Origin of the sequence: Pedobacter sp. (genome assembly GCF_035566355.1) — a bacterium.
In the GTDB taxonomy this organism is placed as follows: Bacteria; Bacteroidota; Bacteroidia; order Sphingobacteriales; family Sphingobacteriaceae; genus Pedobacter.
Genome location: NZ_DATMRL010000167.1, coordinates 1 through 12208, shown reverse-complemented (window position 1 = coordinate 12208; position 12208 = coordinate 1). Strand labels below are relative to the sequence as shown.

Below are 12208 nucleotides of genomic sequence, written 5' to 3'. Positions count from 1 at the left end.
CAAATATTTTAACGACTTATGGGTCTGAAAACCAACGGAAATTCTATTTTCAAAGTGATTGGTGCGTCTTCACTCGGCACTCTTATCGAATGGTATGATTTTTATATTTTTGGAAGCCTGGCTACCATTATCGGCGCCAAGTTGTTTCCAGCTGATGCAGGTGCTTCTGCACTGATCAATACACTGGCTATTTTTGCTGCCGGATTTATTGTGCGGCCTTTTGGGGCACTTGTTTTTGGAAGGTTGGGAGACCTGATCGGACGAAAATATACCTTTCTGCTGACCCTTGTGCTCATGGGAGGTTCTACTTTTCTGATCGGGCTGATTCCCTCTTATTCTACTATTGGATATGCCGCACCCATTCTGGTGCTGATCCTGCGTCTGATCCAGGGCCTTGCACTGGGTGGAGAGTATGGAGGCGCAGCGACTTATGTAGCAGAACACGCTGCTCCCGGAAGAAGAGGTTTTTTTACCAGCTGGATCCAGACTACAGCAACCGGAGGTCTTTTTCTATCGCTGGGCATCATTGTTCTGACGAAAAATCTGATTGGTGCGGAAGACTTTGCAGCCTGGGGCTGGAGGGTTCCCTTCCTATTATCCATCCTGCTGGTTGGTGTTTCGATTTATATCCGGATGAAGATGCACGAATCACCTATGTTCAGCAAGCTTAAATCTGAAGGAAAAGTATCAAAGAATCCACTTAAAGAAAGCTTTAGTCATAAAACGAATTTCAAAATGGTTTTGCTGGCTTTGTTTGGTGCAACGATGGGCCAGGGGGTGATCTGGTATACAGGACAGTTTTATGCGCAGTCTTTTTTGGAAAACACCTGTAAAGTAGATTTTAATGACTCCAGGTATATTCTTTTATGGGGTATTGCTTTTGCTACACCTTTTTTTGTCATTTTTGGTTCCTGGAGTGACCGTGTGGGCCGGAAATGGATCATGCTGTGTGGAATGTTGCTTGGTATTGTTTTCTACCGGCCGGTTTATCAGGTTTTCCTGGACGATACGGATATGACCAAAACAGAACAAAAGGACATCCTGCAGGTTAGTGACCCGGTGGTAAGCAGGCTTCCTGTGGAAAACACAAAAGACAGTCTGGTAACCACCAGTGTGGCTGTAACACTGCTTAACGGCGGATTCTATACCAAGGTGCAGTCCTTCACAAAATATGAGGATACAGGTCGCGGTGTTGTTGCCGGGCCAGATGTGTATAAAGATAAAAAGTTACCCACGTTTGTCTTCTGGAAATTTGTTGGGCTGATCTTTTTCCAGATCCTGCTTGTAACGATGGTTTATGGCCCGATAGCGGCTTTTTTGGTTGAATTGTTCCCTACCAAAATCAGGTATACCTCTATGTCTTTGCCCTATCATGTCGGGAATGGCGTTTTTGGGGGGCTTGTACCTTTTATTGCAACACTTATTGTCAGTTTCCCGGGCTCTACACCACTATCCGGCTTGTGGTACCCTATTGGGATTGCTGCGCTCAGCTTCGTTATCGGAGCGGTCTATTTGTCTAATAGCAAACCTGATCATGGGGAAGGCCATGAAGAATTAACTAAAGAGACTTTATCATGAACGGAATAAAAAGAGCCTTAGGCTTATTATGGATCATTATCGGGCCTTTAGCAATGGTGCTGATGTTTATGCAGGCCATAGAAAAAATCGGGCTTGCTGCTGAAGGGGCTGCAAAGACAAATACAGCCCTGCAATGGGGAATAATTCTCTTTATATTCATACCTATAGCCATTGGACTGGTTATTTTTGGCTGGTATGCTTTAAAAGGAGAGTATGATCGTTTGCCCTCAGATGAGCTTTAATTTTTCGCTTTAAAGTACCCTGACCAATAATCCTTTGAGGTATTCACCCTCCGGGAAGGAAATCCTAACCGGATGATCCTCTGGCTGGGTAAATTGTTTGATGATCTGTACTTCTCTTCCTGCGTCTAAAGCAGCCCATGCAATGATCTGTTTAAAGGTTTCGATATCAACTGCTCCGGAACAGGAATAAGTGGCCAGGAGGCCTCCTTTTTCCAGCAGGAGCATACCTAGCCTGTTGAGATCTTTATAAGCCCGCGCAGCGCGATCTAATGCGGATCTTGAAGGGGCATATTTTGGAGGATCTAATACAATAACATCGAATTTTTTTCCTTCTTCTTTAAAAGCCCGGAGCTGTTTGTTCACATCAGACTGGATGCTGATTTGCTGTGTTTCTTTAAAGCCGTTGAGCTCAATATTATGTTTAAGGGTTTCTATCGCAAGGGCAGAGCTGTCTACGCTGGTTACATGTTCTGCACCTAAGGCGAGGCTGTTCAGGGTAAAGCCGCCGCTGTAACAAAAACAATCCAGTACATGCTTGCCTTGGGTATATTCAGCCAGGATGCGGCGATTGTCGCGCTGATCACAATAAAAACCCGATTTTTGGCCATCTGCGATGTTAATATGGTAGCGAATGTTGTTTTCTTTAACCTCTATAAATTCCGGCGGTGCTTCTCCCCAAAGCAATCCCTGGGTAACTTCAAGGTTTTCGTGGGTTCGGGCATTGGCATCGCTCTTATCAAAGATTCCTTTAGGTTGTAATTCTGTTCTCAGGATATCAATGATGTCGTTTTTGCTGTTTTCTATTCCTGCGCTCAGGATTTGAAGAGAAAGGAAGTCTGCATATTGGTCTACGATCAGTCCCGGGAGGAAATCGGCTTCACTGAAAACCAGTCTGCAGGTATTGGTGTTTTTGTCTTTTAAAACATGTTGACGTGCGGCAATTGCAGCCTGCAGTTTTTCCTGGTACCAGTTTTTATCAATGGCTTTGTTTTCATCCCATTCAATCAGTCTGATGGCCACTCTTGATTGTGCGTTGTAATACCCATAGGCTAAGAACTCTTTGTCAGCAGCGTATACTTTAACCACCTCGCCGTTTTCAGGACTTCCTTTGATCTTGTCCAGTGCGCCAGAGAAGATCCATGGATGGTGCTGGTATGCTGCTTTTTCTTTGCCTTTTTTTAGTATTACATCAATCATGGTGCAAAAGTAGGAAAATTTGGTGTCTATTCGAAGACTGGACCTTATAGGTCCTGAGGTCTTCTCACAGACACCAAATTTTCTGGGAGGAGAGTCCGGTAAACGAAATAATGGAATAATAAAAGACGAACGGCCTGAAGGAAACTCCTCCAGGCCGTTTGTTTATCTCTCGTTGTCCTGAAATGGCTCAGGCGCAATACGGAGTGATATATTAAGCAGTTGCTTTTTTGAAACGTTCCGCAACAGCATCCCAGTTTACTACATTCCAAAAAGCTGCAATGTAATCAGGACGTCTGTTTTGATATTTCAGGTAATAAGCATGTTCCCATACGTCCATTCCTAAAATAGGGAATCCTTTTACTTCCGCTACAGGCATTAATGGATTATCCTGGTTTGGAGTAGAAGAAACAATTAGTTTTTTATCAGCGCCTACGCTTAACCAAGCCCATCCTGAACCAAAACGGGTTGCGCCTGCTTCTGCGAATTTAGTTTTGAAATCTGCGAAAGAACCGAAAGCAGCATTGATTGCATCTGCAAGGGCACCTTTAGGCTCTCCGCCTTTGTTTGGACCGATAACTTCCCAGAACAAAGTATGGTTGTAGTGACCTCCACCGTTGTTTCGAACTGCTGCAGGAAATTTATCTATATTTTTGATGATGTCATCGATACTGTGTGTAGCCTCAGGTTTACCTTCCAAAGCTTTGTTTAGATTGGTTACATAAGCCTGGTGGTGTTTATCATGGTGGATTTCCATGGTTTGTTTATCAATATGCGGTTCTAATGCATCTGTTGCGTAATGTAACGCAGGTAATTCAAAAGCCATAACTATTATAATTTAAGTTTAAAATTTATTTCTTATTGTGTTGCCCGGCTCGATCTTTCGTTCATTTAGAAGTCATGATGGGTTGGGCTGAGCAAATATAACATTCAAAGGTTAAGTTTTGTTCAATACTTTGTCAAGTTATCCCCTTTTGGAGGCAAAAAAACTGGTCATAAGCTGTCCGCATTCTTCTGCGAGGATTCCACCTTTTAAAATCGTTTTGGGGTGAAGGAGGTTAGCTCCTTTTGTCGTAAAGCCTCTTTTTTCTTCTTTTGCTCCGAAAACAATCCGGCTGATCTGCATCCAGTAACTTGCGCCTGCACACATCACGCAAGGTTCAATTGTGACATATAGTGTGCAGTCTTTCAGGTATTTTCCACCCAGGGTTTGACTGGCTGCGGTAAAGGCCTGCATTTCGGCATGTGCGGTTACATCATTCAGTTGTTCTGTTAAATTGTGTCCCCTGCCTATGATCTTGCCCTGGCACACAACAATTGCTCCAATAGGAACTTCTTGTAGGTCGTAAGCTCGTTGTGCTTCCTGCAAAGCCAGACGCATGTAATGTTCATCTTCCTGTGCAGGGTCTTTTTCGTCGGTGAAATTGTAATAGCTCATTTAAATTAATTTACTTCCGTTGGGTACTTTTCCTCTTAAAGCGGTAAGCACGATGTCCCCATTTTCATCGGCAAAGCCGGTAACCAAAAATTCTGACATGAATTTACCAATTTGTTTTTTAGGGAAATTGACCACGGCTACAATTTGCTGGCCAACCAATTCTTCTTTCGTATAATGTTTTGTAATCTGGGCAGAACTCATTTTTATGCCCAGTTCGCCAAAGTCAACCCGTACTTTATAGGCGGGTTTCCGGGCTTCCGGAAAATCGAAAGCCTCTAGTATGGTGCCGGCTCTAAGGTCTACTTTTTCAAAATCGCTCCAGTTAATCTCTTCCATTTTGTATAAAAAATAATAACGTTAATGGGTAAAAATACATTTTCTGAGAGAGAGGGATGAATTTTTTGGAAAATTCTGTACAGCCGCTTCAAGACTAACGATATCAGGTCCGCTGAAGGAGCGGACAGATCTCTGAGGTCTTTCCGCAGCGTACGAGAATTTTCCTTAGCAAATTGCAGAGGGGGAGGTGATCGGGTATGGTGCGGAAAAGACCGGGTATTTGCCGGGATTGGGCAGAGTTGTAGAAGATTTGTACAAAGCGGCAGACTGGGTATATATGACTGTGCAAGAACAGAGCAAAAAATGAGCATCTAATCCGCATTTTTGCGTGAAAACGCGGACTAGATGCGGACTATATGCGGAGTATATGCGGATTCATCTACTACTTGCCTCCTTTTGTCTTTCACTTACCCATAAGCGGTAAGAGTTGGTACGCTTGCGGTTATAAACCGATGACGTCTTTTTTCTTTTTTTGTTTCATCGATTTGGGGATCACAGTCAGGATCTCTTCTTTAAATGCATTTAACATTCTTTTTTTGATGAAGTTTTTATGGGTGGCCAGACTAATCTCTCTTACTGGTTCAGGTGATTTGAAAGATCTAACTTTGGTCAGTTGTTTGTTGGTCAGTTCTGCTAAGGCCAGTTCAGGCAACAGGGTGGCGCCATTGTTCATGTCTACCATTCTGATCAGCGTTTCTACGCTTCCCGTATTATAGGTTAGACCCTGCAGGCGGTTTTCTTTGGTAGAACGGCAGATATTTAAAACTTGGGAACGCATGCAGTGCCCTTCGTTTAGCAGCCAGATGTTTTCAGACTCCAGGTCTTCTGCATCTATAGCTTTCTTTTTGAATAATTTGCTATTCTTGCTGATATAAGTAACAAAGTTTTCGTAATACAGTGGATCTTCCAGGATGGCTTCGTCTGCGAGTGGGGTCGCCAGCAAACCACAATCTAAAACCCCTGTTTTTAAATGATGGATGATGTCTTCCGTAGTATATTCCCAGATCAGTAGCTTTAAGCCCGGATATTTTTCCATCATCGCTGCGATCACTTGTGGAAGAAGGTATGGGGCAACAGTAGGAATGATCCCCACTTTCAGTTCACCAACTACATCCTGTTGCTGGCTGTTGATGATTTCTCGGACCTTATGGCTTTCCTGAAGCACCACACGGGCTTGCTCTATAATCTGAGCTCCAATTTCTGTAGGTATGACTGGTTGTTTACTTCTGTCAAATATTTTAACATTCAGCATTTCTTCCAGTTTTTGTATCTGCATGCTCAGTGTAGGTTGGGTAACAAAACATTTTTCGGCTGCACCAACAAAGCTTCGGTAAGTGTCTACGGCAACAATATATTCAAGCTGTACTAAAGTCATATAGTTAGAATTGATCTATTGTAACAAAGATATCAATTCTAACTATAGAACAGGGAGGCCTGAGGGCTTTTGTTTTGAAATTGACTTCAGGATGTTGAGAATCAGGACAAAGAAATTAAAGGTGTTTATTTAAGAAATCCTTATAGGCAAGCTGGATGCCTTCTTCCAATTCCACCTGGTGTTTCCAGCCCAAGCTGTGCAACTTGGATACGTCCATTAACTTGCGGGGTGTACCATCCGGTTTGCTGCTGTCAAAGGTTAAAGTTCCCTCAAACCCAACTACTTTTTTGATCAGTAAAGCGAGGTCTTTTATGGTTAAATCTTTGCCTGTACCAATGTTGATCAGGTGATTTTCATTGTAGGTTTGCATCAGGAAATAGCAGGCATCGGCCAGATCATCAGCGAAAAGAAATTCCCGCATAGGAGAGCCCGAACCCCAAACGACAACTTCCTCAGCCCCATTTGTTTTTGCCTCATGGAATTTACGGATCAGTGCAGGAAGTACATGTGAATTTTGTGGATGGTAATTGTCGTTATAGCCGTATAAATTGGTCGGCATCACGGAGATAAAATTGCAACCGTATTGTGCACGGTAGGCATCGCACATTTTAATGCCTGCAATTTTGGCAATTGCATAAGGTTCGTTGGTTTCTTCCAGCAAGCCGGTCAGCAAATATTCTTCTTTTAGGGGCTGAGGGGCAAGTTTGGGATAGATACAACTGGAGCCTAGGAACATCAGTTTTTTGACACCTGTTTTGTAAGCCTGATGAATGACATTGTTTTGGATGCACAGATTTTCATATAAAAAGTCGGCACGGTAGGTGTTGTTGGCTACTATGCCGCCTACTTTGGCTGCGGCAAGAAATACATATTCCGGCTTTTCTTTTTCAAAAAAAGTGATTACTGCTTGCTGGTCGCGGAGGTCCAGTTCAGAAGATGTTCTGGTAATGAGATTGCTGTATCCTTCTTTTTGTAACTTCCTGAGGATCGCGGAGCCCACCATTCCACGGTGACCGGCAACATATATTTTTGAGTGCTTTTCCAATTGTACGAATTTAAGGATACAAAAGTACGAATTTGAAAGCATGCTGCACAGGGCATGGAATTAATTGTATTTTATCTAAGTTTGTATAAAATAATTAAGTAGTGGGTAAAGATAAATTAAGAAAGTTTGCTGAGATAGACACGTTTGATAATGTGTATCAGTTGGAAGCCGGGAAAGAGTTGAAGGGAAGATGGGCCCGTCAGCACTTTAAAAATGAGAATCCTGTGGTGCTGGAACTGGCCTGTGGTAAAGGGGAGTATTCGGTAGGGCTGGCCAGGCTTTTCCCAGAGAAAAATTTCATTGGAATTGACCTGAAAGGAAACAGGATTTGGCGTGGCGCAAGAACAGGTGTGGATGAAGGAATTAAGAATCTGGCTTTTTTAAGGATACAGATCGAAGATATCATGGAATATTTTGGTGAAAACGAAGTGGATGAGATCTGGATTACTTTCCCAGATCCGCAGCCGCAGGAAAGCAGGGAGAAGAAAAGGCTGACCTTTCCCGGTTTTCTGAACAAATACAGGGCATTTCTTAAACCTGGAGGTAAGGTAAACCTGAAAACGGATAACGATGGTCTGTATCAATATACGGTAGAAAAGGTCGAAGAACTTGGTTTGCCTTGCTATAAAAAAACAGATCAGCTGTATCAGTCGGAGTTTTATGATGAGGTCTTATCGATCAAGACCCACTATGAACGCATTTATTTAAAACACGATAAAAACATCAATTATATACAATTTGCATTAGTCTGATGGACCAGAATTTCTATGAACAGGTTTTTGAAGTGGTGAGGCTGATTCCTAAAGGAAGAGTGACATCTTACGGGGCGATAGCCAAAAGTCTTGGCGCAGGCGGATCTTCCCGTATGGTGGGATATGCGATGAGGTATGCGGGCCAGGCCCAACCCTCTATACCTGCCCATAGAGTGGTGAACAGCAGCGGCTTGTTGACTGGAAAATTCCATTTTAATCCGCCTGAACGTATGGTGGAGCTGCTGGAAAGAGAGGGCATCGTTGTTAAAGATGATAAAGTTCAGAATTTCAAAACTGTGTTTTGGAACCCGCTGACAGAGATAGATATTTTATAATTCAGAAATCCTTAAAAATGGGAAAACTAGTAGAAGAATTTAATGACTACCGTTCTAAAATGAACGATAGGATCATGGAAACTGCAAACACAAACATTAAGCGCTTTTTTGCCCTGGATACCACCACGTATGCGGAAGGTGCTTTAGATGTAAAAACGAAAGAAATGCTGGGTTTAGTGGCTTCAATGGTTTTGCGTTGCGATGACTGTATTAAATATCACCTGGAGAAGTGTTACGATGAAGGTGTTTCTGATGCAGAGCTCAACGAGGTTTTTATGATTGCCAATCTGGTGGGGGGATCTATTGTCATCCCTCATTACCGCAGGGCAGTAGAATATTGGGATGAACTTAGTCTTTAGCAGAGGATGAAAGAACTAATCAGGTGTGGTTGGTGTGGAACCGACCCTTTATATCAAAAATATCACGATGAAGAGTGGGGCAAGCCTGTGTATGATGATCAAGTCTTATTTGAGTTTCTGATTCTTGAAGGCGCACAGGCAGGCCTGAGCTGGATCACCATTTTGAGACGCAGGGAAGGCTATAGGAAAGCTTTTGCCGGTTTTGATGTGGCTAAGGTTGCCGCTTTTAATGAGACAGATGTAGAGCGGCTGATGCAGGATGAGGGAATCATCCGCAACCGTTTAAAGGTAAATGCCGCCATTACCAATGCGCGCCTGTTTATGGATATCCAGAAAGAGTTTGGGTCCTTTTCTGATTATATATGGGGTTTTTTGCCCAATAGAAAACCTATCCTGAATAAGGTGAAATCACTTGGTGATGTGCCAGCACGCACGGAGATCTCAGATGCCATTAGCAAAGACATGAAAAAAAGAGGTTTTAAATTCTTTGGAACAACGATTTGCTATGCGCATATGCAGGCTACGGGAATGGTCAATGACCATCTGTTGGACTGCATTAGCCGTTAAGGTTATTTGTGCGCAGTATTATAGGCGTTGATATACGCTTTTACACCTTGGATGTCAAAATCTTCTGTTTGATTGATCCGTCCGGCAAGGTCTTGGTCATCGCCTAGTTTCTGGATTAAAACGGATCTGATCTGCTCGGTTTTATCATCAGCGTTACTGTTTATTGGAATGACGGTCATTGGCCCTGTACCTGGTTTTTCCAGATAATAAAAATCGCGGCCCACAGGTTGGACATAATCATCCTGACGGTGCTTGCTGAGGTCAATAGAGATTCCGCCGCCAAAGCCTACGCCACTTCCGTAGGTGCCTGTACCCACTCCAACGCCTACAGAAGGTGTTATACGGGACCGTTTTCTCGGCGCTGCTGCCATCGTATTAGCGCTGCTGATAGAATACAGGTTCACTGCTCCAAGCTCTTCCACTTTAAAGAAACGGGTTTCCATATTGTTCCGGATGAGAATTGGTTTGCTCACGTAGGTGTTTCCGTTCCATAAAAACTCCTGTACGTCTTTGGCTTTGTATTCGGCTGTCGATCCGTCATCCAGTTTGATTCTAACTACCGCATTGTTGGTGCCCTGGACAGTTCCTCTTACAAAATTGCCTTCTGATATGATCACAGCATCCTGCGCAGATACACTTGCTGTAATACCCAGCAGCAGGAAAAATAGTATGGAGAATTTGATTGATTTCATGACTTTATTCAGCTAACGTAATTTGCGTTGTGTTTGTTATATAAACAAAAATAAATAATATAAGGTCAGTTTGCATCCCTATTGTTAACTTTGATTGACTAGGCTGGAATTAAGGCAAATTTTACGTCCATTACAACAATAAACTCTTGATCGCTTTATCTTCATTAAACCGACGAAAGCAGCTTGAAGACAATTAAGGGAAACATAAACTACTGAAAAAACAAATGATATAATAATGAAACCTGCAAAGCTTACATTTTTCAAAATAGATGCATGAGCTTTGCAAGCTTCGTTACCGATAAAAAAACAAACCGAGTTTACGAGCTCATTAATACAAAAGAAAATAATAAACAAAGCATTAATAATGATATAATGATGAAAAAACTTTTTCTTCTTGATGGTATGGCGCTGATTTACAGGGCGCACTTTGCCTTGAGTAAAAACCCAAGATTTACTTCTACAGGAATTAATACATCTGCGGTGATGGGCTTCGCCAATACTTTAATGGAAGTTTTGAAAAAGGAAAAACCAAGTCATATCGCGGTTGTGTTTGATACAGAAGCACCGACTGAAAGGCATACGGACTTTGAAGCCTATAAAGCACACCGTCAGGCGATGCCTGAAGATCTTTCTGCTGCGTTACCCTATGTTTTTAAGCTGATTGAAGGGTTTAATATTCCGGTGATCACTAAAGATGGTTTTGAAGCAGATGATATCATCGGAACGCTGGCCAAGGAAGGTGAAAAACGTGGGTATACAGTGTATTGCATGACACCTGATAAAGATTTTGCGCAACTGGTGTCTGATAATATCTTCATTTATAAGCCTGCACGAATGGGAAATGAAATGGAGATCCTGGGTGTTCCGGAAGTGCTGGCCAAATGGGAGATCGAAGATGTAAAACAAGTCATTGATATCCTGGGGCTTTGGGGTGATGCAGTAGATAATATTCCGGGTATTCCTGGAATTGGGGAGAAAACAGCCAAATCATTGATCAGGCAATATGGATCTATGGAGAACATTATTGCTCATTCACATGAACTGAAAGGTAAACAGCGTGAAAATGTAGAGAATTTTGCTGAACAGGGCCTGGTCTCTAAAAAGCTGGCGACGATTATCCTCGATGTTCCCGTAGAGTTTGATGACCAGGCATTGCAGATGGGTGAACCAAACAAAGAATTGCTGGAGCCTTTATTTGCCGAACTGGAATTCAGGACCCTGGGCAGACGTGTGTTTGGAGAAGATTTTACGGTTGGAACCTCGACCACAACGGTGTCGCAACAAACAGATCTGTTTGGAAATGTGGTAGAAACGGTCCGAAGAGTGGAAGTTGTCGTTTCTCCACCACCACCGGTTTTTGAACAGCCGGAAATTAAGACGATAGAGGACGTGGAACACCAATATTTGCTTGTAGAAACTGCAGAACAACGTAAAGAGCTGATTGATTTGCTGATGAAACAGGAGAATATTTCTTTTGATACGGAAACAACAGGTACTGATGCAAATACTGCTGACCTTGTTGGCCTGTCCTTTTGTATAAAACCTGGTGTAGCCTATTATATCCCGCTGTCTGCGGAGAGAGCAGAAGCACAGCAAATTGTTGATGAATTCAGACCCGTGCTGGAGAATGAGCAGATTGCAAAAACTGGTCAAAACTTAAAATACGATATCCTGGTAATGAAATGGTATGATGTGCAGGTAAAAGGCCGGTTATTTGATACCATGCTCGCACATTACCTGATTGATCCGGATACCAGGCACAATATGGACATCCTGTCTGAAAATTACCTGAACTACAGGCCAGTGTCCATTACCACGCTCATTGGTGCGAAAGGAAAGAATCAGGGCAATATGAGAGATGTTCCTGTAGAAAATGTAGTAGATTATGCTGCAGAAGATGCAGATGTGACTTTGCAGCTGGCTAACGTTTTTGAGCCGATGCTGAAAGATCTGAATGCATCGACGCTTGCCATGGAGGTTGAAAATCCTTTGGTGTATGTATTGGCTGATATAGAAAAAGAAGGAGTAAGGATAGATATCGACACTTTACTGAATTATTCCAAAGAACTGGAAACAGACATCCGGAGGTTTGAACAGAACGTTTATGAGAAATGCGGTGTACAGTTTAATCTGGCCTCTCCAAAACAACTGGGAGAGGTATTGTTTGATAAACTTCAGCTTGATCCTAAGGCAAAAAAGACCAAGACAGGACAATATCAGACCGGAGAAGATGTATTGCTTGCCCTTGCACACAAAAGTGATATTGTGCAGGATATCCTGGATTTTCGTCAATTG

General features: G+C 42.7%; 14 protein-coding genes. 7 read left to right on the top strand and 7 right to left on the bottom strand.

What is annotated here, in order from left to right:
• Positions 1–18 precede the first annotated feature (18 nt).
• Positions 19–1578 (top strand): MFS transporter, encoded by a 1560-nt coding sequence (locus tag VNZ46_RS06585; protein WP_325559298.1) that lies wholly within the window; start codon positions 19–21, stop codon positions 1576–1578.
• The gene (locus VNZ46_RS06580; RefSeq protein WP_108555357.1) at positions 1575–1820 is read left to right on the top strand and encodes a DUF6814 family protein; all 246 of its coding nucleotides are present in this window, start codon (positions 1575–1577) and stop codon (positions 1818–1820) included. The genes VNZ46_RS06585 and VNZ46_RS06580 overlap by 4 nt, the downstream gene beginning before the upstream one ends.
• 9 nt (positions 1821–1829) lie before the next feature.
• Here the strand turns inward: VNZ46_RS06580 and VNZ46_RS06575 are convergent, their stop codons facing one another.
• From VNZ46_RS06575 to fcl, 6 genes are all read right to left on the bottom strand, one after another.
• Complete coding sequence (locus VNZ46_RS06575; RefSeq protein WP_325559297.1) at positions 1830–3017, bottom strand: class I SAM-dependent rRNA methyltransferase; 1188 nt, start codon at positions 3015–3017, stop codon at positions 1830–1832.
• Between the two features lie 211 nt (positions 3018–3228).
• A complete protein-coding gene (locus VNZ46_RS06570) occupies positions 3229–3840 on the bottom strand; it encodes a superoxide dismutase (RefSeq protein ID WP_133779133.1) in 612 nt (203 codons plus the stop codon).
• A 138-nt stretch (positions 3841–3978) separates the two neighbouring features.
• The gene (locus tag VNZ46_RS06565; RefSeq protein ID WP_199076952.1) at positions 3979–4452 is read right to left on the bottom strand and encodes a nucleoside deaminase; all 474 of its coding nucleotides are present in this window, start codon (positions 4450–4452) and stop codon (positions 3979–3981) included.
• Positions 4453–4788 (bottom strand): tRNA-binding protein, encoded by a 336-nt coding sequence (locus VNZ46_RS06560; protein WP_325559296.1) that lies wholly within the window; start codon positions 4786–4788, stop codon positions 4453–4455.
• A 442-nt stretch (positions 4789–5230) separates the two neighbouring features.
• Positions 5231–6163 carry a hydrogen peroxide-inducible genes activator gene (locus tag VNZ46_RS06555; RefSeq protein ID WP_325559295.1) on the bottom strand — a complete coding sequence of 311 codons (933 nt, stop codon included), beginning with the start codon at positions 6161–6163 and terminating at the stop codon, positions 5231–5233.
• A gap of 115 nt (positions 6164–6278) precedes the next feature.
• Positions 6279–7208 carry a GDP-L-fucose synthase gene (gene fcl / locus VNZ46_RS06550; protein ID WP_325559294.1) on the bottom strand — a complete coding sequence of 310 codons (930 nt, stop codon included), beginning with the start codon at positions 7206–7208 and terminating at the stop codon, positions 6279–6281.
• A 101-nt stretch (positions 7209–7309) separates the two neighbouring features.
• Here fcl and trmB point away from each other — a divergent pair, with 101 nt between their 5' ends.
• Genes trmB through VNZ46_RS06530 form a run of 4 tightly spaced genes read left to right on the top strand, consistent with a single transcriptional unit; the run spans position 7310 to position 9221 of the window.
• Positions 7310–7960 (top strand): tRNA (guanosine(46)-N7)-methyltransferase TrmB, encoded by a 651-nt coding sequence (trmB, locus tag VNZ46_RS06545; RefSeq protein ID WP_325559293.1) that lies wholly within the window; start codon positions 7310–7312, stop codon positions 7958–7960.
• Positions 7960–8295: an MGMT family protein gene (locus VNZ46_RS06540; RefSeq protein WP_325559292.1), complete on the top strand. Its 336-nt coding sequence runs from the start codon at positions 7960–7962 to the stop codon at positions 8293–8295. Before trmB ends, VNZ46_RS06540 begins: the two co-directional genes overlap by 1 nt.
• Before the next feature lie 17 nt (positions 8296–8312).
• Complete coding sequence (locus VNZ46_RS06535; RefSeq protein WP_325559291.1) at positions 8313–8654, top strand: carboxymuconolactone decarboxylase family protein; 342 nt, start codon at positions 8313–8315, stop codon at positions 8652–8654.
• Positions 8655–8660: 6 nt separating this feature from the next.
• The gene (locus VNZ46_RS06530; RefSeq protein ID WP_325559290.1) at positions 8661–9221 is read left to right on the top strand and encodes a DNA-3-methyladenine glycosylase I; all 561 of its coding nucleotides are present in this window, start codon (positions 8661–8663) and stop codon (positions 9219–9221) included.
• 2 nt (positions 9222–9223) lie between these two features.
• Here VNZ46_RS06530 and VNZ46_RS06525 read toward each other — a convergent pair whose 3' ends face one another.
• On the bottom strand, positions 9224–9913 hold the full coding sequence (locus VNZ46_RS06525; protein ID WP_325559289.1) for a hypothetical protein: 690 nt from the start codon (positions 9911–9913) through the stop codon (positions 9224–9226).
• A gap of 375 nt (positions 9914–10288) precedes the next feature.
• Here VNZ46_RS06525 and VNZ46_RS06520 point away from each other — a divergent pair.
• A partial coding sequence (locus VNZ46_RS06520; protein ID WP_325559299.1) for a DNA polymerase occupies positions 10289–12208 on the top strand: 1920 nt, incomplete at its 3' end.

Excerpts from the sequence above, each read along its gene's own strand:
- VNZ46_RS06580 (WP_108555357.1), top strand. The coding sequence starts at position 1,575 with ATGAACGGAATAAAAAGAGCCTTAGGCTTATTATGGATCATTATCGGG.
- VNZ46_RS06585 (WP_325559298.1), top strand. The coding sequence starts at position 19 with ATGGGTCTGAAAACCAACGGAAATTCTATTTTCAAAGTGATTGGTGCG.
- VNZ46_RS06560 (WP_325559296.1), bottom strand. The coding sequence starts at position 4,788 with ATGGAAGAGATTAACTGGAGCGATTTTGAAAAAGTAGACCTTAGAGCC.
- VNZ46_RS06575 (WP_325559297.1), bottom strand. The coding sequence starts at position 3,017 with ATGATTGATGTAATACTAAAAAAAGGCAAAGAAAAAGCAGCATACCAG.
- VNZ46_RS06570 (WP_133779133.1), bottom strand. The coding sequence starts at position 3,840 with ATGGCTTTTGAATTACCTGCGTTACATTACGCAACAGATGCATTAGAA.
- VNZ46_RS06555 (WP_325559295.1), bottom strand. The coding sequence starts at position 6,163 with ATGACTTTAGTACAGCTTGAATATATTGTTGCCGTAGACACTTACCGA.
- VNZ46_RS06535 (WP_325559291.1), top strand. The coding sequence starts at position 8,313 with ATGGGAAAACTAGTAGAAGAATTTAATGACTACCGTTCTAAAATGAAC.
- VNZ46_RS06525 (WP_325559289.1), bottom strand. The coding sequence starts at position 9,913 with ATGAAATCAATCAAATTCTCCATACTATTTTTCCTGCTGCTGGGTATT.
- VNZ46_RS06540 (WP_325559292.1), top strand. The coding sequence starts at position 7,960 with ATGGACCAGAATTTCTATGAACAGGTTTTTGAAGTGGTGAGGCTGATT.
- VNZ46_RS06530 (WP_325559290.1), top strand. The coding sequence starts at position 8,661 with ATGAAAGAACTAATCAGGTGTGGTTGGTGTGGAACCGACCCTTTATAT.
- VNZ46_RS06565 (WP_199076952.1), bottom strand. The coding sequence starts at position 4,452 with ATGAGCTATTACAATTTCACCGACGAAAAAGACCCTGCACAGGAAGAT.